20 protein-coding genes and 1 pseudogene are annotated in these 20580 nt (G+C 56.2%); 7 read left to right on the top strand and 14 right to left on the bottom strand.

The window, feature by feature from the left end; all coding sequences use genetic code 11:
* Window positions 1-7 precede the first annotated feature (7 nt).
* The 3 genes from ABS758_RS08450 to ABS758_RS08440 all read left to right on the top strand — a co-directional run bounded on the left by ABS758_RS08450 (window position 8) and on the right by ABS758_RS08440 (window position 1945).
* On the top strand, window positions 8-742 hold the full coding sequence (locus ABS758_RS08450; RefSeq protein WP_350381348.1) for a DUF8370 family protein: 735 nt from the start codon (window positions 8-10) through the stop codon (window positions 740-742).
* A gap of 15 nt (window positions 743-757) precedes the next feature.
* The gene (locus ABS758_RS08445) at window positions 758-1459 is read left to right on the top strand and encodes a DUF8371 domain-containing protein (protein ID WP_350381349.1); all 702 of its coding nucleotides are present in this window, start codon (window positions 758-760) and stop codon (window positions 1457-1459) included.
* A gap of 165 nt (window positions 1460-1624) precedes the next feature.
* Window positions 1625-1945: a hypothetical protein gene (locus ABS758_RS08440; protein WP_350381350.1), complete on the top strand. Its 321-nt coding sequence runs from the start codon at window positions 1625-1627 to the stop codon at window positions 1943-1945.
* Window positions 1946-2344: 399 nt separating this feature from the next.
* Here ABS758_RS08440 and tnpC read toward each other — a convergent pair whose 3' ends face one another.
* Together tnpC and ABS758_RS08430 are read right to left on the bottom strand one after the other, a co-directional pair.
* Complete coding sequence (gene tnpC / locus ABS758_RS08435) at window positions 2345-3418, bottom strand: IS66 family transposase (protein WP_492304501.1); 1074 nt, start codon at window positions 3416-3418, stop codon at window positions 2345-2347.
* Window positions 3419-3459: 41 nt separating this feature from the next.
* Entirely contained in the window at window positions 3460-3879 is a 420-nt protein-coding gene (locus ABS758_RS08430; protein ID WP_350381351.1) for a transposase, read from the bottom strand.
* A gap of 29 nt (window positions 3880-3908) precedes the next feature.
* Here ABS758_RS08430 and ABS758_RS08425 point away from each other — a divergent pair, with 29 nt between their 5' ends.
* Window positions 3909-4160, top strand: a complete 252-nt coding sequence (locus ABS758_RS08425) for a transcriptional regulator (RefSeq protein WP_350389071.1) — start codon at window positions 3909-3911, stop codon at window positions 4158-4160.
* 36 nt (window positions 4161-4196) lie between these two features.
* Here the strand turns inward: ABS758_RS08425 and ABS758_RS08420 are convergent, their stop codons facing one another.
* The 9 genes and pseudogenes from ABS758_RS08420 to ABS758_RS08380 form a co-directional block, all read right to left on the bottom strand.
* Window positions 4197-7442 carry an AAA family ATPase gene (locus ABS758_RS08420; RefSeq protein WP_350381352.1) on the bottom strand — a complete coding sequence of 1082 codons (3246 nt, stop codon included), beginning with the start codon at window positions 7440-7442 and terminating at the stop codon, window positions 4197-4199.
* Window positions 7443-7453: 11 nt separating this feature from the next.
* Window positions 7454-8683 carry an exonuclease SbcCD subunit D C-terminal domain-containing protein gene (locus ABS758_RS08415; protein WP_350381354.1) on the bottom strand — a complete coding sequence of 410 codons (1230 nt, stop codon included), beginning with the start codon at window positions 8681-8683 and terminating at the stop codon, window positions 7454-7456.
* A gap of 4 nt (window positions 8684-8687) precedes the next feature.
* Window positions 8688-11264: an AAA family ATPase gene (locus ABS758_RS08410; RefSeq protein WP_350381355.1), complete on the bottom strand. Its 2577-nt coding sequence runs from the start codon at window positions 11262-11264 to the stop codon at window positions 8688-8690.
* A gap of 52 nt (window positions 11265-11316) precedes the next feature.
* Window positions 11317-11460: pseudogene (locus ABS758_RS08405) on the bottom strand (IS256 family transposase); the annotation flags it as partial.
* A gap of 627 nt (window positions 11461-12087) precedes the next feature.
* Window positions 12088-13110, bottom strand: a complete 1023-nt coding sequence (locus tag ABS758_RS08400; protein WP_350381357.1) for a nucleotidyl transferase AbiEii/AbiGii toxin family protein — start codon at window positions 13108-13110, stop codon at window positions 12088-12090.
* The gene (locus ABS758_RS08395) at window positions 13103-13699 is read right to left on the bottom strand and encodes a DUF6088 family protein (protein ID WP_350381358.1); all 597 of its coding nucleotides are present in this window, start codon (window positions 13697-13699) and stop codon (window positions 13103-13105) included. Before ABS758_RS08395 ends, ABS758_RS08400 begins: the two co-directional genes overlap by 8 nt.
* 80 nt (window positions 13700-13779) lie before the next feature.
* A complete protein-coding gene (mobF, locus tag ABS758_RS08390; RefSeq protein ID WP_350381359.1) occupies window positions 13780-14562 on the bottom strand; it encodes a MobF family relaxase in 783 nt (260 codons plus the stop codon).
* A 170-nt stretch (window positions 14563-14732) separates the two neighbouring features.
* On the bottom strand, window positions 14733-15326 hold the full coding sequence (locus ABS758_RS08385) for a hypothetical protein (protein ID WP_350381360.1): 594 nt from the start codon (window positions 15324-15326) through the stop codon (window positions 14733-14735).
* 75 nt (window positions 15327-15401) lie between these two features.
* The gene (locus ABS758_RS08380; RefSeq protein WP_350381362.1) at window positions 15402-15587 is read right to left on the bottom strand and encodes a hypothetical protein; all 186 of its coding nucleotides are present in this window, start codon (window positions 15585-15587) and stop codon (window positions 15402-15404) included.
* A 197-nt stretch (window positions 15588-15784) separates the two neighbouring features.
* Between ABS758_RS08380 and ABS758_RS08375 the strand changes: the two genes are divergently transcribed.
* Entirely contained in the window at window positions 15785-16093 is a 309-nt protein-coding gene (locus ABS758_RS08375; RefSeq protein ID WP_350381363.1) for a hypothetical protein, read from the top strand.
* Here the strand turns inward: ABS758_RS08375 and ABS758_RS08370 are convergent.
* The 3 genes from ABS758_RS08370 to ABS758_RS08360 all read right to left on the bottom strand — a co-directional run bounded on the left by ABS758_RS08370 (window position 16090) and on the right by ABS758_RS08360 (window position 19485).
* Window positions 16090-17583, bottom strand: coding sequence for a type IV secretion system DNA-binding domain-containing protein (locus tag ABS758_RS08370; protein WP_350381365.1), 1494 nt, complete (start codon window positions 17581-17583; stop codon window positions 16090-16092). The genes ABS758_RS08375 and ABS758_RS08370 overlap by 4 nt on opposite strands.
* A gap of 297 nt (window positions 17584-17880) precedes the next feature.
* The gene (locus ABS758_RS08365) at window positions 17881-18558 is read right to left on the bottom strand and encodes a type 1 glutamine amidotransferase domain-containing protein (protein WP_350381367.1); all 678 of its coding nucleotides are present in this window, start codon (window positions 18556-18558) and stop codon (window positions 17881-17883) included.
* 72 nt (window positions 18559-18630) lie between these two features.
* Entirely contained in the window at window positions 18631-19485 is an 855-nt protein-coding gene (locus tag ABS758_RS08360; RefSeq protein ID WP_350381369.1) for a M23 family metallopeptidase, read from the bottom strand.
* Between the two features lie 268 nt (window positions 19486-19753).
* Here ABS758_RS08360 and ABS758_RS08355 point away from each other — a divergent pair, with 268 nt between their 5' ends.
* Complete coding sequence (locus ABS758_RS08355; protein WP_350381370.1) at window positions 19754-20020, top strand: hypothetical protein; 267 nt, start codon at window positions 19754-19756, stop codon at window positions 20018-20020.
* Between the two features lie 3 nt (window positions 20021-20023).
* Window positions 20024-20482: a YaiI/YqxD family protein gene (locus tag ABS758_RS08350; RefSeq protein ID WP_350381371.1), complete on the top strand. Its 459-nt coding sequence runs from the start codon at window positions 20024-20026 to the stop codon at window positions 20480-20482.
* The last annotated feature ends 98 nt before the right edge of the window (window positions 20483-20580 follow it).

The following is a 20580-nucleotide window of genomic DNA, read 5'->3' as shown; positions in this document are numbered from 1 at the left end:
AGTGCGCATGATTTATTTCTCTGACGTTTTTCAGGTTGAACCTAAAGCTATCGAGGCATATGGTGCATTCAATATTGCGTTGGTAAACGACCTGCCGCTATTCATTGACCCCTTTCTGCTCTTCGATAGTAAACGTCCAGAGATTCATGCCCTACATGACGATATCATCAACTATCTCGTGTTTGTGCGGGACAGAGCTCAAGCCGACGAGTTGACCGAAGGTTCAATCTCTCATTGGCTACTCTTCAAGGAAGTCAAGCAGAACTGGCTTGGACTCAGCAAGCAAGGGAATAGTGGAACGGGCCTTGGCAAGAGCTTTGCTCAAGCCCTTGCTCTCAACTTCCAAAAGGTTTTCCGAGACTTTGGGAAGGAGCAGCTCACCAAAGGCTCTCACCTGGAGAAGCTTGGCTTGTTGAGCGGTGGTGTTGGCCGGGACCACCTGAGTGATTTCACCACCAATCTTATAAAGGGCTACCTACTCAAATACACAGAAGAATTCGTGAAGCAACACCTAAAGGAAGCTCAAACGAAGCGAATCCACATAGACCGAGTGAGTTTTAACTATGAAACTCAGCGCTGGCAATCTGGGCACTTCACATTGCCATGGCATGCGGGTGACTATGTCATCCTGACTCCATGCGAGATTCTGACGCGGGACGACGCTTGGATTAATCAAGGAGACATGGTTAACCAGTTCTTCCAGCTTCGAGAGTCGCTGCCTGATGAACATCTTCGTGTATAAATCAACGACCATTTTTTGCGTCAAATTAACGAACGCTCAACCAAAAAAGAATGTGATGCTGCCGCACTGCGCACCATCGAGGAATTCACCGAGCTGATTGATTATTACATTAAATTTAAGGAAGAGGACGCTCCAGCCGCCCATAGAGCCAGTAATAAGAAGGTTCAGGAAACACAAATTCAATTTGTGGAAAATATCCGTGAACTGGTTTTAAAGCATCTCATGGGCACTGAATTCTATGAAAGAGGAAATTCCTACAAGGAGACTCTTCAACGTGTGAAGTACCTAAAACACGTTATTGAAGACAATGATGGGTATCGTGTCTTCTATGTGAAAGGTGTCCCTGTGAAGAGGGAGAGCGACCTTCACACCATGTTCCGGCTTACCTGGTACGCAACGGCTTTCGACGTGAACGCCGAGGTGAATAATGGGCGAGGCCCGGTAGATTACAAGGTCTCAAAAGGAAAACAGAACGCTAGCCTGGTTGAGTTCAAGCTGGCGAGCAATACGGGGTTGAGACGGAATCTGGAAAAGCAGGTCGAAGTCTATGCGAAGGCTAATCAGACCAAACAAGGCATTAAGGTTATCTTGTATTTCTCAGAAAAGGAGCTAGAGAAGGTGATTAGTATCCTTCGCGACTTGAAGCTTGAGGGGCGAGAGGATGTGGTGCTTATTGACGCCAGTCGTGATAACAAGACCTCAGGGTCGAAGACCTAAAGTCACTCAGTTAGCGGTAAGGGTTTCAAATTTTATTGCTGAATCAGGCGTGAGCAGGAGATAGGTAATGTCGTCAGCGCCGGATGCAGATTGGAATTTTGCATTCTGGAAAATTTCGGATATCTTTTTAGTGTTGCTATGTGGCATCGATTGCAAAGGAATACCATGACCCTGCGTGTTTTTGAATTCAAGTTGAATGCGATGTTAGACCCTGATGTTTATTGTGCAATGCGTGCCGATGAGATTGAATTGTGGGTGATAGGAGGGTTGGGAGACGAGGTTTATATACAGGATTCAAACGGTATCGACTTTCCAGCGCTCCGGGCGCTGCTTTTAAAGAAGAAATATTCCTATAACTTCTATCGGCAGCGTAAAGGAGAGGGTGACCATACGTTTTGGTATCACGGGAGAGAAGGTAAAGAGCACACTGCGAACTTTGGCCATGCTGATGTTGAAATAGTTCTGCTGAGAGACCTAGAACAGTGATTTAATGCTATCCCATGCTTGGAGGTCATATTGGCGGTGATGACCCCCAGGTAGCAAACGCTCCGTCATCAGAGCTTGGTGTAGGTGAAGCATCAGGTGCCCGCACCATTGTCGGCATAGAGATACTTCCACCGAAGACAATCGCCGTCTGGCGGGCTAACCCTGCAATGCGTTTTACATCGCGGCAGTCAGCCCATTCACTGGCGGTTTGTACTGCAGCCAAGTCCTTTTCTGAAGTCAGCCGGAAGGTGACCCAGTTGTTGCACTGGGAGAGAACAGTGGGCGATATTTCAGTTACCGTCCGGCGAACACACATTGACGGCCGCCGACAGGCGGCCGCAGCCTTTCATGTGTGTGCGCGGAAGTGATGCCGGTGGGTCAGAATTCAACCGACGAGGATCAACAGCCTGATGTTAGTTGCCAGCGATGCGGCAACAATTCCTCGATCCGGCTGTTCGGATGCGTGGGCAGGCGTGTGAGCACGTCCTTCAGGTATGCATACGGATCATGACCATTGAGTTTGGCCGACTGCACCAGACTCATGACCGCTGCCGCCCGTTTGCCAGCACGCAAGGACCCCGCGAACAGCCAGTTGTTGCGGCCCACGGCGATGGGCCGGATCTGTTGCTCGATCCGGTTGTTGTCGATGGGCAGCATCCCATCGTCCAAGTAGCGCGTCAGCGCCACCCAGCGCTTCAGGCTGTAATCCAGCGCCCGGGCCGTGCCCGAACCGTCCGGCACCTTCTGGCGCTGGGCCAGCATCCACTCATGGTATTTGTCCGCCAGCGGTTTGGCGACCTGCTGGCGTTGCCTCAAGCGATCATCCGGGGATAGACCCTTGAGCTCACGTTCGATGGTGTACAGACCGCCGATGGATTCCAACGCCTGCGCAGCGACCGGGCACTGGCTGGCCGCGTGCAGATCGAAGAACTTGCGCCGGGCGTGCGCCATGCAGCCCACTTCGGTGATACCTTGGGTGAAGCAGGCCTTGTAGCCGACGTAATCATCGCAGACCAGGCTTCCGGTCCAGTTTCCGAAGAACTCCCGGGCATGCGCCCCGGCACGGCCTTCGGTAAAGTCATAGACGACGGCGTTCAGACCCTCGAAGGCACCCGGGGTGTAAGCCCACAGGTACGCCTTGTGGATGGCACGGCTACCAGGCTTGAGCAACTTGACCGGCGTCTCGTCGGCATGCAGCACCCGGTGCGCCAGGATCTCGATGCGGGGCAGTTCCGGCGGCAAGGCGGCGCGCTTGGGTTGATCCTTAAGCGGCGTGACCGGATCGGCCTTGGGGGCCAAGGCTGCCAGTTGCGCTTCGATCTCGACCATATCCTCGTCAACGGCTTCCTCCAGCAGGCTGCCCTGCACACCGGGTGGCAACTGTTCGCTACGCTTGCCGAACCGGAAGCGGCGCAGCATCGCAATCTCGAAGGTCAGCTTCTCGTTGAGCGTCGTGTCCAGCCCGGCGCGCATGTCCATCGGATCGACGGCCAGCCAGATCCGGTCGATGCGGATCATGCCAGAACCAGGCGCGCCCACTGGGCTAGAGCCTGACGTTCAGCCATCGGCCAGTCCAGCGTGAGGGTCAGGCCTTGGCCTCTGAGCGTCAACGGGATCCTGGCCTCGGGCTGTGACGGTCGTGCAGACAGTCGCTCGGTGGCGACCGTCTGGACCGGCACGAAGGGCAGCCAGTTCGCGGGTGCCGGGGCCAGCACTGCACGATCCCCATCGGTCTGGGCATCGGCATCATGCAGGCCCAGGCGCTCGTATTCGATGACCCAGCGGCGCAAGACGTTGGGGTTCAGATCATGCTTGATGGCTACCGACGCTAGGGAGACAGCCGGGTCCATGCACTGGGCAACTAGATCGGTCTTGAACTGTGCGGGATAGGTGTGGCGCCGACGGCGTGGCTTGTTGTTGGGCTCTTGGTGCATACGTGTCCACGATAGTTAAGCGGACACGTATGCTCTATCGGATGCGCGGACGGCTCAAGGTGCGTTCGCCGGACGGATACAAACATATGTCCGATTTTCAGCCTGTTCGTGAAGCCTGCGCCGTGATGGGCGGGATGACCAAGCTCGCCAATAAGCTAGGCATACCGGTGCCCGTGGTCAGCGGATGGGCATCAGGCAGTCTCCCAGTGCCGATTATCCGTTGTGTGGAGATCGAAGAGATAACAGGGGGCAGTCACCCGGAAGCAGTTGCGCCCGGATGACTGGTGGCAGATTTGGCCGGAGTTGCGGGGGGAGGGCTAGATTGACCTGCAACCAGGTCCTGTGATTTGGCTCCGCCCGCCAGTTTTTGGTGTGATCTGGATCTGGGTACTAATTCGCTCTTTTAAAGTGGGTACATGCGAAATGACGCCGATCAGTTTGCCCTCTTTCTGTAGGCTCGCGAGGGTTTCCAGGGCCGTGTCGAGGGCGTCCTCGTCCAAAGTGCCGAAGCCTTCATCCAGGAACAAAGAATCCACACGGACATTCTTGCTGGCCATATGGGACAACCCAAGCGCTAGCGATAGACTGACAATAAAGCTCTCACCGCCCGAGAGATTCTTTGTAGATCGTATCTCCCCAGCCTGATAGTTGTCGACGACGTTGAGCTCCAGGGGCTGAGCATCGTCACGAGTCAGTAAGTAGCGGTCGGTCATTTTCTGCAATTGCCGATTGGCGTGACCAATCATCATTTCAAAGGTCAGCCCCTGTGCAAAATTGCGGTATTTCTTGCCGTCTGCTGAGCCGATCAATTCGTGCAGGTTTTCCCACCTGCGGCACTCTTTTTTCTGAGCTTCGATAGCTGTCTGCTTTTCTTTTATCCGCTCTTTTGCAGCCGCATTTTCACTCAACTTGTGTTTCAGACCGGCAATGATGTCCCGTAGCTCATTCAGGGCCTCCTCTTGTTCCTTGAATTGGGGCTCGATCTCCTCCAGCAACTTGTCGGTGACCTTGCGGGCCATTTCCGTGGCCAGGCGCGTTTCCCGATCCTTCTGTCTGGCCTTCAGATCCGTTTGACGCTCATCCAGATCCTTGGCCGTGGCTGTCAGCTCCGCCCGAGCTTCAGAGGCCAGTATGGCCGCCAGGAATTGTTCTTCATTTGAAAAGCCAACAGGTGTGAGCGCTGCGGAGAATTCTGTTTCAAGCCTCCTCAGTTCCGGCTCTCGTTGCTCGATGCGTTTCTTCAGAGATTCGACATGGGACTTCGCGGTATTCCATTTTTGTTGGAGCTCATTGTGCCGGTCTCTGACCTGTTTTTCGGAACCTTCGGCATCCGAAATCGCCTTGTTGAAACGGCGCTCCTCATCGTCGGGATTCTTGTCGCCGTACAGTGCATTGCGTTCATCACTTCCAGCGGCGAGTTCCTGTTTCAAGGTTTCAAAACGCTCTAGCTTTTCGGCCAGGGAGGTGCTTTGAGTTTCGATAACCGCATCCAGCCGCTTCACCTCGCTGTCGATGTTGGCCATCTGTTTCTCGATGTCCGCCTTGTTCTTGACCTGAGTCTGCCACGCCTTCAGCCGCGCCTTGAGGATTTCGATCAGGCATGAAATGTCTGTTTCGGAGATGTCCGCAATACCAAGCGGCTGGAGTTTGGTAGTAACAGCCTGCCTGCGTTCGGAAAAGTCGGCATGGAGTTTCACTAGGCCGTCCTTCACCTCGGCTAGGGCTTTCTCGGAAGCCTTCTTGTCATTAGCCGCTGCTGACTCCAGCTTTTCAGCTTCCGTCAGGTTTTTGCTGGCCAGGCTTTCAGCTTCTTCGAGTTTCTTGATGGCGACCTCCTGATCCTCGGCTTTGTTGATCAGCCTGGTCAGAGCGTCGATTTTCTTTTCGGTTTCATCGGGAGCAGGGATATTCCCTTCCGCAAATGGGTGCTCGGTTGCACCGCAGAGTGGACAGGGCTTGCCGTCTTCCAGCTTTGCCCGGTGATCTTCAAGCTCCGCAATTTTCGTTAGGAAGGCCATTTCACGCAGCAGGGTTTCCTTCTTGGTGCGGTATTCCCGCAACAAGCGGTCTCCCAGCAGCTGGCTCAAAGCATCCTTAGCCTGCTGAAGCTGTTTTAAGGCGTCCTCCAGTTCCTGCTTCCGAATGCCGGATTGCTTCTGACAGCCATCTAGTGACTTTGTTGCCAGTTCCAGAGTCGTATTGGCTGCTTCCTGCGCAGCCTCTTTTTGAACGATTTCATTTTGTTTGGAGAGCAGGCCGCCGATCTGTTCTTCAATGCCAGCCAGACCACCTATCAGCCATTCATCCTGTGCATGCTCCTTCAGATAGCCGTCCACAAGATCCAGCGTCTCATGAGCCTTGGATCGTTTGTCATGCACTTCGAGCCGGGCTTTTTTGTCTGCATCAATTTTTGCCGTAGCCTTCTTGCAGCCCTCACCCTCTTCCGATACAGCTTTTTTCTGATCGGTGAGTTTCTGATCAAGGGAGCGAACCTTCTGCAATGTAGGCGCGGCCGCTTTCAGCTCTTCTTTGGCCTGAGCAGTTTGTTGCTCAGCTGATTTCAGTGCCTCGGCCTGTTCCTTGGCGGAGGATTCCAGTCCAGGAAGCGCCTCTTCCTCGGCTTTCAAGCCTGCACTGTCATCCGCCTGCTGTTTGCGGGTGGCTGTGAGCGTTGCGTATGCGCCGTCCAGCGAGGAGGCACTCACAGCCCAGCCTAGCTTTTCACGATCCGGTTTGAACGCCTCGATATCGCCCTGCAGCTTGCTCGCTTCATCGGCCAGGTTGACGATTTCCTTCTTCAGCCCTTCGATGACGGTGAGCCAGGCTATGGCCTTCCCAGTTTCAGCGGCCCTGGTGGCAAGGCCTGTCTCATCCTTCTGCTTTGCTTCGAGTGCCTGCTGGGTCTCCTGTTCCTGCTCCGGCTCAAGAATCACGATGCCTGCCGTTTCAGCCTGGAGCAGGTTCAGTTTTTCCCTCTCTTCGCGCTGGCGTTCATGGACACGGATGGATATCTGACTGTAGATCTCTGTACCCGTTATCTGCTCCAGGATAGGAGCCCGATCATCCGGTGCCGCTTGGAGGAACGCGGCAAAGCCGCCCTGGGCCAGCAACATGGAGCGGGTAAAACGATCAAAGTCCATGCCAGTAACCGACTCGATCTGGTCAGCTACACCTCTGATCTTGGATTCGAAAATTTCGCCGGAGTCGGCATTGGCAATTTCGTGCTTCGGGGCCTGAAGTTCACCATCCGGCTTCTTGCGTGCCCGGTGTTGGCTCCAGTGACAGCGGTAACGCCCGGTCTGGGTTTCGAAGGTCACCTCGGCAAAGCACTCGCCGGTCTGGCGGGACATGATTTCGTTTCCGCTCTTGGTGACCTTGTTCAGGCGAGGCGTCCGCCCGTAAAGAGCGAGGCAAATAGCATCGAGGATGGTGGTCTTCCCCGCGCCGGTGGGACCGGTGATGGCGAAGATGCCGTCAGACGCGAAGGTTGGATGCATCAGGTCGATTTGCCATTCGCCGACCAGTGAGTTCAGATTCTTGAAGCGTACCTGCAGTATTCTCATCGACAGCCTCGCTATTCCGCCTGCACATCGTCTTCATAGAGAGACGAGACCGTTTCCTGATAGGCCCGAAGCAGCTCTGGCCGCTGCTCTTCGGGCACGTCATGGACAGCGAGGCACCGTTCGAACACGTCGTTTACGTTCAAATCGTCGAGTGTTTCCTCTTCATGGATTTGTCCCAGCACGCGGTCGATGATGCGGTTGTTCTTTATGCGGAGAATTTCCATTTGGGTGCCGGAAATCGCTGCCTCCAGGCGTTCACGCAGATCGCCGATGACCTCAGTGCCGTCGTAAATGACTTCGAGCCAGCCTTGGGAGTTCGTCGCCGACAATTCGAGGATGCGGTTTGAGATGTCGTCCCAGTCTCCTTTGACGCGCTCAAGTTTCTGAAAAATTGGCACATCGATTAGCTGTACGTATGCAGCCGTGCTGTGGAACTCAACCTGGCAAACGCTCTTCTGCTGTTTTGCCTCTCCGAACCCCATGGGCAGAGGCGAGCCGCTGTACCGAATGGTTTCGGAGCCGTTCACCTTTTGTGGGACGTGGAGGTGACCAAGCGCCAGATAGTTGAAGCAGGCTGGAAAAATCCCGGCCGTTACGTGAGCCAGGGAGCCTACATAGAGTTCGCGCACGCCATCACCATCGACGGTTTGACCGCCTGCGGTGAACAGATGCCCCATGCCAACGATGGGAATATCGGCTCCGAGTTCCTCTCTCTTCTGCTCTGCCAAGGCGGCGACGGCGGCGTAATGGGTGCGAATGCCTTCGATCAGTTTCCGCTCCTTGTCCTCGACGCTCTCACCAGCTTCCGCCACGCGGATATCCCTGTCACGAAGGTAGGGCACGGCGCAGACAATCAATTCCGGAGCGTCCTGCTCATTACAGAGCACCAGCACTTCGTCTTTCGGGGATTCCGTGCTACTACCGACCACGTGGACGTCTAGAGCTTTGAGCAGCTCCTTGGGAGCATTGAGAAAGGACGGTGAATCGTGGTTGCCCGCGACGACAACGACATGCCGACAGGATGAGGCGGCCACCCGGCACAAGAACCGGTAATAGAGCTCCTGGGCGCGATTGCTCGGAGCGCTGGTGTCAAAGACATCACCCGCCACCAGCAAGGCATCAATTGCATTCTGCTGAATCGTCTCAGCCTGCCAGGTCAGAAAAGCCTCGAATTCCTCGTAGCGTTTTCTGCCGTAAAGGGTGCGGCCGATATGCCAGTCGGATGTATGGAGAACTCTCATACTGCTACCCAGTCACTGCTGAGGTGGGGCGGTTCGCGTATTCCTCACGCCAGGTTTTCAATGAAGTCATGTCGGTCAACAGATCGTCTGGCTTCGGCAGCTCCACAGGTGATTCTGTTGGCTGCGAGTGTTCAAACCCTGAGTATTTGGTCATGAGCGAATCAAGAAGATTGCAATCCACGTCCTTCAATTTAGCCAGATCCTTGAGCTTCAACGTGTGGACTGGTCTTTGGAATCTTTGAACCACCCCGCACAGCAGATCATTTTCAATAGATCGCTCCACCAATGTCCTGAAGTCGCTGCATATCGACTTCAGCAAGATTTCGGCATATTCAAACTCGCCGTTTTCACTCGCCCTCTGCGCATCCTGATACCGCTGATGCATGAGTGTGTTCAGGGTGGATTTGATGTCGCTCTGTGAAAGTGGAATGGGAGCGGGCTCTCCGGTCCCCCAGTCCGCAGAGCGAATGCTCACCACATTGGGCTTGATGGTCTTTTTCTCGGCGAAATGCCGTACCGTTCCCAGCAAGGACAGGCGGTGAGTAAAGACAATGACCTGCTTGTCGTGAGACAGCTCAATCAGTCTTTGAACTACGGCCTCCTCATAGCTTTGGTCGAGTGAGGATATTGGATCGTCAAAGATAAACGGAGCCTGGTTGCTCTTTCCGGTGACGTCGGCCAAAAAAGCCGCAATGGAAATAATCCGATTTTCTCCCTCGCTCAGCACATCGGCGAGGCCATTCTGAGAGGCCCCCCGAAGCTGGAGCTTATGAAGAACTCGGCCCTTGGAGACCTTTGACTTCACGAGCTCGACCTTTACCTGAGATGCGCCCAGGGCCTTGAGCTCCGCGTCGAACCTTTGCACGAACGCATCCGTGATCAAGGCTTCTGCCAGCTCCCCTTTATTCTGAGACAGGGCTTTGGTATTGGTGGACTTCTTGGCTTTCTGAATCTGGTTCAGTAGCTTCAATCGGGCGACTTCATCATCAATGACGGCGCGGTGTTCAGACAACCACTTTCTGGTCTGCAGGCTGTTTAGCTTCTTCTTGATCTCCTCACGATTGTCGTTTTTGGCGTCTTCGTCATATTTTGCCCCGAGTTCACCGAGGTTTTCCGACCGGGCGTTGGCTTCTTCGATCCATTTCGGCGAGATTAGCTGGTCGGGAATGGCTTCTTCGGAATCGATCCCAGGGAGCAGGTCTTTTCTGGCCTGCAATTGAGCAAAGAAATCCGTCACCTGGCTGGCGACTTCATCCTGTGAAATGCCAGCCGCATCGATACGTGTTTTCAGCGTCTCCGATGTCGGTAGCGCCTCGATAGTTTGACTGGCGGTCTCGTATTCCTTGACCGCATCCGATGCGGCATTCTGCAGTTCACCCTTTACGAAATTTTCGAAAGAGACCAACCGCACCTTGGCTTCCTGGATCAAGGTCTGGTGGCACAGGACACAACGGGAATCATCAACAACATTCGGGTACTCGGCCTCTTTGTAGGCCGCCGATACGGAGTAGTTCCGGGCCGCTTCCCATAGCTCTTTCCAGACATCAGACCCGATGCCTTCCAACTCGCTGCCGGAGAACACCTTTTCCGCCGCCGTATCTGCCGCTGTCTTTTTGAGAATCGACCTTTTCTTGGCAGCAATGATCCGCCGAAAATTCTCGTCCGATAATTGCTCTAGATACTTTTGGGCATCCTGGACCAGAGTGCTGATGTGCTGTTTCTGATTTCTCAGCCGCCTCGCTTCTTCTGCAGGTGCCTTTTGGTCAAGTCGCTGCTGCAGCGTTTGCATCTCGGTCTCGTCAGCGCTGCCAAATGAGCAATATTTGTCGATTTCCTGGGTGGCGGTCTTGGCGCCGATGCCCTCATACCAGATACCTTCAGGGGTAATCTTCTTGTCAACCGGGATATTCGGCTTTTTGGACTGGTGCTGGTTAGCCTCGGTGTCCAAGGCCAATGCGACCCTTTCGCATACGACGATGAGCGAACTGAAAAACGATAGAACCGGCGGTTCGTAGCGCACCTCGTCTTCGCTGCTGACAAAGACCTTGCCAAACGATGTGTCGAAAATATCAACGCTGCTGAGATCATCGCAGATGCCTTGTCCGGACCAAGTATAGGTCTTCGAAATGCCGTCCTGCTCAAACGAAATGCAGGCTTTTTGCACGGCAGAGCCGGGCTTATAGACATTTCGGTGGAGGGTACCCATCTCGCGGGCTCCACATACATGTTTGAGGAGTCTGACGTAACCGGATTTGCCTGATCCGTTGTTGCCATAAACAATCGTGATATTGCCCTTGCCAAACTCAAGTGGCTTTCTTGGGGCAAGGGCGTTTACTCCTTCGACATCACTGATTGAACACAAACGTAGAGTGCCTGCTGCGCCCTGGGAGAACGCGGTAGCGGGAAAGGTACAGGTCGTTTTGGGCAATTTGCCGGCGGCCTCCTGTTGGCACAGGGCTGCGAGCTCAGAGATGTCTTTGTTAGTAAGCTCAGACTGCTGAAGCAGCCGAGCAGCAGCAATCTGGAGCCACTGGGGGCGCTCTGAAAACCATTTGTTCAAAGTGCTTATTGAAATGCTCATTTCACCATCCGGGAGTGTCAGATTTTTTGTGGGCGAGGCGATTTAACATCGTTTAATCTCTGGCCTCAGTGAACCGTTCACCGAACAGGATGGCAAACTGGTTCATCGCCGCCTTCCAAGTATGAACAGACTGAGAGGGCTTGGCCAGCACATTTCTGAGCGCCAACCACAGCAGTTTGATGGCTGCCTTATCACTGCCGCCGCCGGAACCATAGCCATTACCTACCTGATCTGCATCGGCATCCCAAGCGTTGCCTACCAGTTCTTTCAGCGCACGCTCCGGTCGATCTGTACTCCTGACTCGACAGCGTAGCCAGACGAGAATCGACGTGGAATTGAAGCTGTGCAGCATTCATGAGGGCCCCTTCTATAGCAATATTCGATAGCGACGGTTGCGCGACACAGGCCGGGTGGTTCCGGCCTAGAGCTGCACTGCATGCTGGCCCGGCATTGTCCGGGCCTTGATCGGTGACGCTGCCTGCCCGGTTTCCGGTCAGGCTGGGCCGTTTGTCCCCAAATTCGCTGGCGCTCATTTGTGGCCTTAAACGTCCCACACATGATGCACCGCTGGCGGGGTGGAGAAAGGCTTTGTGGATCAATGGCTTGCACAGAGACCGTCGATTGTCGATTTACAGGACAAATAGGACACTGTAATTGCGCAAGCCATTGATTGGGCAGAGAAAGTTTCGGCCACACCTGTAGCCGAATACGGTGTAGACGGGCCGGAGTAATTGGCCGGACACCGGCCATACACCAAGATGACACCGGCAATCCTATCGGGAAACACCACCCGCCCACCGGATTCTGGCTTGCGCTGATATTGCTATCGGACGGCGCCGTTTACTTTGGCTTCGAGGTCTGCACATGCGCCCATAAGGTCATCGAAGGATGCAGTACCACCGACCAGCAGATCATCGGCGAGCATGGCCGCGTAGTCTTCTGCGAGGGCGGCTCTGGTCTGGCCTTTGGGAACGATCTTCAGGTGCCCGGTGGTGGCCGATGTGTAGTCGATCACTTGGCCGTTGGCATCCTTTTCGATGAAGAAAAACGACTTATGCCGGGCGACCGCGTCGGCTACATCCTGATCGGCCAGGATGCTGGCGAAGTAGGGGCTTTGCGCAATTGCCGCCAAGTCATGCCAATGGCGTGCGTATCGTTCGCTGCGAATGCGCCCCTGTGCACAAAAGACGTGCGCCGCCGTGGCCTTTTCCCAAAAGGTGCGGGCAATATCCATGACAAGTGGCGAGGCGGTAGGGAAGGCGACCCCGCTGATTTCAGGTGCAATGTCACATGTGACTGGAAATACCCGGTGCGGTTCACCGGTAGCGCGTGCACCGAACTCCAGGGTGATGACGGGGGCGACATAGCCCGTGCCGTGCGCTAACGCCGGGTACCGCAGCGTCAGCTTGTCGTTGCCGGGTCCGCTCAATTCGGCATGGGCGTCCAGCTGGGCGTGTTCCAGGGCTGCCATTATGACGGGCTGTATATTTTGTGTGATCCAGCCTGGCAGCCTATGCCGCACGGCCTGGGTCCATTTGCTGGCCTGGCTTCTACTGGCTGGCAGATCGCTTTGCTCGCCAGTCAGGTCGGGAATCAACTTGCGAATGTTGTAGGTCAAGTCGATGTCTTCGGAGAATCGATCGATCACCTTGTAGACCTTTGACAATGATGTGCCACCTTTGAAGGTCAGGTCGGTTGCGATCGGCGAGTCGAACAAAGCGCCCAACGTCCATACGACCCAGATGTCCTTTTCCAACAAGTGGGCCGGGCGCCCCGTTTTGGCACGGCCGAACTCCAGGGCCTCGCGTTGGTCTTGTTGGGTCAGGCCGAAGAAGAACTCAGCCACGGGCTGCTTCCTTGCCGATGGCTTGCGCCATCCAGCCCGGAAGCGCCGCCCGAGCTGAAGCTAGTGCCTGCCATTCGGCAGCGGGTAGGGTACGGCGCAGCGATGCCAATGATTGCTGGGCAAACGCCGGGCCTATCCAGGCCAGCGCCCGGACGGCAGTGCCTGCCTGCCGCTCGCCCAAGGCGAGCATCCAGCGAGGCGCATGCTTTACCAGGATTTCTGAGTGATCGATTTGCAGCTTGCGTGTGCGCCCGGACGTCAGGTAGACCTCGCGGATGGGGACCTGTTGTGTCAGGCCAAGCGTGTTGGCTGCACTGGCGCCGTGCGGCACGACGACTTCACCGTTGTGTTCTGCCAGTGATTGGATGATTTTTTCTGGGGCTGGGGCGCGCGAGCCAAATCGGCTGTTAACCGGCGCGGTGTATGCGCCGCGCGCGACCCGCAGCAGCTTGCCCTGTTTGGCGAAGCGTGAGAATGCCTGATCCACTGCAGAGCGGCTGCCCAGATGGAGAAATTCTTTGGGCGACAGCACGCCGCCCTCGGGCAAGGATCGAGCGTGTTGCAGGATGGCTTTTGGCAGCGAGTTCATAGGGCACCTCATGTACAGAGAAACTATACATTAGTTTCTGACATATTGGCAATGAATCGTACGTCTGTCGTGGATGGAAGCTACTCGACTTCCAGCTCAGGCTCCAACTGCGACGGAGTATCGGCGTGATGGCTTCGGCTTGACTCCAGGTTTTGGACTGTCACCGGCTGCAGGTCATGCGCCAACCCCTTGTATCCCAGGCGATCCACCCGCTCGGGCAGCTTGTTGGCGTCATCCGTGAACACCACGACCTTGTGCCGTTCGCGTGAAATACTGACGTAATAGGTGTCCTGGGCCGTGGTGTGGCTGAAGCTTTCCGCGCTGTACAGCACTCGGTCGCAGGTCAGGCCCTGGGCGCTATGCGCCGTCGTGGTGTAGGCATAGAGCAGCACCATTTTGGGCCGTGCAGTTTCATGGCGGAATTTGGCGATGATCAGATTGCCGGTGTGTTCCACACGGGATTTGCCGCTTTCCTTGCGTCGGCCCATGGCCAGGTGCTTTTCCACATAGGCCAGCGCCGTGGCGGCGGCATCGTCATTGGCCTGGATCAGGCGCTCGTCGCCGCCGATCAGCGCCTGCAGGGTGATGCTTTTGAGCGCACCAAAGGTCAAGTCCAGCGCGGCGCGGGCCTTGGTGTCCTTGCGCACCGACTGGACCGCTGTGATGCCATGCCCAAAATCGCCTTGGAGCATGGCTTTGAAGCGGGCCGGATCAATGGCACCGACCGCGCCCAGGCGGCGGGCACCTTCGCCCTGCCAGGTCGCGGCGCTGCCATCGCGGCTGTAATAGTCATCGGCTTGGTCGGCATAGTAGTGGGTGGCGAGGGCCGCACGGACCCGATAGATCTGGCTGTGCGAGATCATGGAGACTCCGGGATGAGGGATGGTGAAAGATCAGCCAGTGGACGCGAAAGGCGCGTCAATGCTGGTTGTTGGGAGAAGGGCGAGGGGGATTACACAGGGTTGTCCACAATAAATGTGGGCAGTGATTTACGGCTAGGAACTGGTGTCAGATATTTAAGGCAACTCTGGTCTTAAGCTTTCAGGGGAGGATTAAAGGAATAACGGAAGAATCCGTACATAATCAGCAATGCATCGCGAGCGTCCTGTTCCAGGATCGTCATGGGGTGAGACTTCCGATTCTGAATACGCTGACCAAGCGTGTCTGGATCGTCTGCGCTGCGGCGGTGTATGAACGGATTACGGAATTTGCTCAGCATGGTAGCTCTGTCCAGTAGTTGATCTGGAAACAGCCTGGCTTCGCGAGCTTTCGTGATGGCAGTGGACATTGTGGGAGTTCGCGCTTTTGGGGGCAGTAGCGGTAGTGCGTCGTTGATGATGTGCTCGACGTAAGCTAATGCTAGGATCAGCGTCGCAATGAAGTTGCCGTGGAGATAGCTGTTACGGGCTTCCTGTAGTACTGCCAATGTTTCTGATCGCTCCCAGTAGCCCCCATTGACATCAACATGATGTTTGCCCAGCCAGATATGGCGCTCCGCACGCTCAAGGCGGTCCATCGAGTCTAGTTGTTCGAGACAGGCTATCACCCTCTCATGAAACTCCTCTTCGGTTTCTTGTTTTGGTGTTCCATCGGGATTCCGGCGTGGTGCAAATGGATATTGCGTCATGGTTGGCAGAATTTTGATAGTTATATGGCTCTATCGGGTCATAACGTCGAAAGGCAGCAAATGGCTGAGAGCAAGTCATCCGACTTCAAAGAATGATACAGCCCCTTCTGTGAGCCGTTTATATGGTATTTTCACTCTGGCCATCGGCAACTCGCCCGCCATCACTACATACCCCTCAAGCACCAGCAGCGCCTGAATCTGCGCCGCCGTCACCTTCGCCCTGTCAAGTGGCGACGCTGCCATCACGGCTGTAATAGTCATCGGCCTAGTCGGTATAGTAGTGGGTGGTGAGGGGGGCATAGCCCCGATAGATCTGGCTGTGTGTAAGATTATGGATACCCCAAGGGGTGAAAGGCGCTTCTGTGATGGCTGATGTGTGTGCCGGATGGTAGATTGCCCAGGCTTATCCATATAATCTGTTGGTGGTGATTTTCAGTCTGCCCAAGGAGGGCAAATAGATGGTTGTGGGTAAACGTACAAGGTTTGCAGCTTTTTTATTTTGCGCAATCTGCACGGCAGCAACGGCGCAAACCACCTATCAACCCAATGCATTTGGTGGCGGCGGCACGTTCTATGGTCCAGAGGGGACAACCACCTACCAGCCCAATGCATTTGGTGGCGGCGGTACGTTCTATGGCTCAGAGGGGACAACCACTTATCAACCCAATGCATTTGGCGGAGGTGGCACGTTCTATGGTCCAGAGGGGACGACCACCTACCAGCCCAATGCGTTTGGCGGTGGTGGTACGTTCTATGGCCCGAATTAAGTAACTTGGAAGGCTGCTGTTTTTGTTTTGATGCTCCTGGTGGGTAGGGTTATCTTGGCGATAGGTAGCTCTCCCGCCATCGCCACATACCCCTCCAGCACCGGCAGCGCCTGAATCTGCGCTGCTGTTACCACATCCTCAGTCGTTCGGTCCATATTATCCGAAGTGTTGCGGTGCTCGACACTGCGGCTAACACTGAATTTCGGCCGTTCGACTTCATGTTTCCCCAGGCTTTCGCTCATGTCGTGGGCCGTCTGGGGATCGGTGCGCGATCCGCCCAGGACCGCCAGGTTGCGGAAACTGGCCCGCAAGGTGGTGGCCATGGTGCGCCCGTAGATGTGTTCCAGTTGGGATGTGCTCTGCAATCCGGCGACGATGCGCAGCCCATTCTTGCGGCCCTTGGTCAGCCCGGCCTCCAGCGACGGCAGCCCTTCGAGGCTGGCCAGTTCGTCAATGAACAACCACCAGCGCCTGCCGGTGTGTTCGGGCATGGACAGAATGGATGTGATGAACACATCGACCGAGGCCGACACCAGCGGCTTCATGGCATGCATCATGTCTTCGCGCCAGTTGATATACAGATTCCCCGCCTGAGGATCATCCAGCCAGCCGCGGATGGAAAATGGGCCAGGCTTCATGCTGGTGTGTTCCGACAGTTTGTTGGACAGCACGAACCGGGCCGACGACAGCGCTTTGCTGGCCTCACTGGAACCGACAAACAGGGACTCTGCCAGAGTGCCTTCCAGGAATTGTTTGAGCGTCTTGGGATCTTCGATGGAGCAGAGGCGAAACAGATCCATGATCTGGGCTTTTTTGCCCTGTAGCTGATAGAGTTTTTTGGCCGTTTCGCGCAGCAGCAGACGGCCAAAATCGTTCCATTCCTCTGTGTTTTTGTCCTGGCTCATGGGGACCAGGGAACGCGCCAGGTGCTTCCAGTCGTAGTCGGCCCGCACTTCATTGAACAGCGACCAGCCTTCGCTGCGGGCGTCATACGGGCTCAGGATCACATCGCCTGGTTGCCAGAACTTGCTCAGCATGTCGCCGTTCGGATCAATGACGATCATGCGGTCATTGCGCAGCGGTTTGCGGGCTGGCAAGAGGCTGGACTGACTGTTTTTTGACCGAGCCTGCACGGAGGCCGCCATATTGCGCAGCAGCACGGATTTGCCCGAACCTGTGGCCCCGCTGACCAGCAGATGCAGGTTTTCATTGGCGGTCGGCAGCGGAATGCCCGCCACGTCGATCTGTTGCTGGCCCGGTTCCGTGCAGAGTTTGGCCAGGTGTTTGGCCGTGGTCATGCGTGTGCCCCGGACGAAGCGTTTGTAGGCTGCGCCTTCAAACCCTTCGGTTTTCGCGGTACGGCCTACGAACAGGATCAGGACCAGGGCGACGAGCAGGCCGATGCCCAGCGCCCCGTAGAGCAGCGGATAGCCCGGCGTCAGTTTCACGAAATACCAGGCTGTGCGGCCATTCCAGTCCTGCCAGGCCATGTCGCCACGATGGCTCTGGAAACCCTCATAAAAACTAGGTAGGCCGGGGGTTCAATTCCCCGGCTACCAGTCTTTAGAATCCCAACCGGTTTCGGTTGGGATTTTTTTGGTTTTTATTAACTAGTAGGAGCTCCTTTGTGATGTATAGGACGGGCTGGTTGCGGCCAAATACAGTCCCTAGAACTGACGTTCGGGAAGCGTCGAACCATCGCTTACCACCTATACACACGACGAAGCAGAGAGAACAGCTGCGTCAACGATGCCGCAGACAGCATCGTATCGTTGGCGAGGTATGGCTCAGCCCAGCATCTTCAGCAACGCCTTGGCTGCGGGCTCGGATGACGCTGGATTCTGACCGGTGATCAGCAGGCCGTCGCTGACCACGTACGGCTGCCAGTCACCCCCTTTGCTGTAATTGCCGCCGTTCTTTTTCAGCATGTCTTCCACCAGAAACGGCACCACTTTGGTCAGGCCGACGGCGTCTTCCTCGGTATTGGTGAAGCCGGTAACCGATTTGCCTTGGACCAGCGGTTTACCATCGGCCGACTTAACGTGGCGCAGCACGCCGGGTGCGTGGCATACGGCGGCGACTGGCTTGCCGGCGGCCAACGTGGCTTCGATCAGCGCGATCGATGTGGCGTCTTCGGCCAGATCCCACAGCGGGCCGTGGCCGCCCGGATAGAACACTGCGTCGAAGCCGGCAGCCGAGACATCCTTCAGTTTCTGCGTGCTGGCCAGTACGGTCTGAGCCGCCGGGTCATCCTTGAAACGGCGAGTGGCATCGGTCTGCGCCGACGGATCGTCGCTCTTCGGATCCAGCGGCGGCTGCCCGCCTTGCGGCGAGGCCACTGTGATCTGCGCGCCAGCGTCCTTGAACACGTAGTAAGGCGCGACGAATTCTTCCAGCCAGAAACCCGTCTTCTTGCCGGTGTCACCCAGTTGATCGTGCGAAGTGAGAATCATCAGAATTTTCATGAATTGTCCTCTTTGAATGGGGGATGGGAAAGCGAGGGGTCTTATCAGCCTAAATCCGGTAGACGCAGAAAGTCACTGTGTGCGCTCCAGCACCAGCAGGGGATCGATACGCGTCTGAAACCAGGTCATGCCCCAGTGCAGATGCGGCCCGGATGCACGCCCGGTTGCGCCAGCCAGCCCAATTACCTGGCCCTGGCTCACTGTGTCACCCACGTGGACGTCCAGGCGGGACAGGTGCAGGAAGTTTGAGCCGATGCCATAACCGTGGTCAATCAGCACTGTGCCGCCGGTCAGATACAGATTGGGATCGGCAAACACCACCCGGCCGCTGGCGGGTGCCTTGACTGGCGTGCCGGTCGGAACGGCAATGTCCATGCCCGAATGTGGGGCACCAGGAATCCCGTTATAGATGCGCCGGCTACCGAAGCGCCCTGAAACACGACCGTGCAGCGGCCAGATGAAGGCCTCGGCAAAACCTGTCCCGGAATCGCTGGTCATACGTGTCTCGGCCACCCTGGCTTGCTCCCGGCGAATCCGGGCCGCAATCTGCGGTGGCGGCGAGACAGTCTTGGGCGGTAGCCCGCCAACCCGCTCGACCGGCCAGTCGCGCGGCTGTACAGCCAGATCCACGGACAGGGCAGTACCGCCGGGTGGGCTCACGCGCAGGTGGAGAGGGCCGGACGCATCGGCCGCAACACCGAACACGACGGTGCCATAGTTGGTGACGGCGAGCGTGCGCCCCTCGTAGCTTACTTGGCTTTTTGGGGGCACCTTGCCGATCACCATCGCCCCTTGCTGCACCTGCGCCGGGAAGACCACATCGTTGGCTGCCGCGCGGACGCTATCCGCGGGTGCAAGTAACAATAGTGTCAGGCACCAGAAAACCAGCGCCGGATACCTGGCCCATACCGCTCTGATTTCTGGCATACAGGCTAACCCCATCAGTCTGATAGAAACCCAACTGGCAGCCGCTCTTCTGAGTCTGGCATCGCAATGATCAGTTCGGGTAAGCACTCAATTGTAATGCCTCACCATTACTCTGAGCGGCAGCTGCCGTGCTGGATCGTCCATCCAGTGGGCCCTGATAACGCAGGATAATAAGCAAGTCCAAGCCTAAAATAGGCCGTCTACTCCAATATCCACTAACATGCGGCCTGGCGAGATTGCCACTAACAGACTCAGCACCGAGCGCTTCATGAAAAAGACCGATCTAGACAAGCAACAAGCCCTGAAACTGATGGGCAAGCTCAATGCTGCCATCCCGCCCAGCCGCTATGCGGGCGCTGTACCTGCTGTGGATCGTCGCGAGCAGCGGCGCCTGGATCAGGCAGCGGGTCTGGTGTCCTTTCCCGTCAAACTGCACCAGCCCCTGATTGCGGCCTTGCAGGCCAAGGCACAGGCCGATGGCGTCAGCGTCAGCGAGTTGGTCAATACCTTGCTGGCCGATGCGCTGAAGGATTAGCCCATGCATATATGGGTGGATGCCGATGCGTGCCCGATGGTGATCAAAGACATCCTGTACCGGGCGGCGCAGCGCGTGCAGCAACCACTTACATTGGTGGCCAACCAGATGCTGCGCACGCCGCCGTCGCCTTTTATTCGGGCTATCCAGGTGCCAAAAGGGTTCGATGTGGCGGACAACTACATCGTCGAACATGCCTGCACCGGCGATCTGGTCATTACCGCGGATATCCCTTTGGCCAGCGAGGCCCTGTGCAAGGGGGCGTTGGTGCTCAGCCCCCGCGGCGAGCGCTATACCGCCGATACCATCAGCGAGCGGCTGACGATGCGCGACATGATGGAGGAGTTGCGCAGCGCGGGTATCGATACAGGCGGGCCGGCGGCTTTCAGCCAGGCAGACAGGCGCGCCTTTGCCAGCGTGCTGGACCAATTGTTGCAAAAGGTGCTGCGGTTGCGCCAGTGATGGAATTGCAGGTTCTGATTCAGCAATGCATCCATGGTGCCGTCAATCAACAGGCTACGGGTCGAAGGCCCCATGACGATGCGATTGGAAAGCGTCAA

The organism is Castellaniella sp. FW104-7C03 (genome assembly GCF_040276085.1).
Classification (GTDB): domain Bacteria; phylum Pseudomonadota; class Gammaproteobacteria; order Burkholderiales; family Burkholderiaceae_B; genus Castellaniella.
The sequence above is the reverse complement of the archived record's forward strand: the minus strand, read 5'-3'. Positions and strand labels throughout refer to the sequence as shown.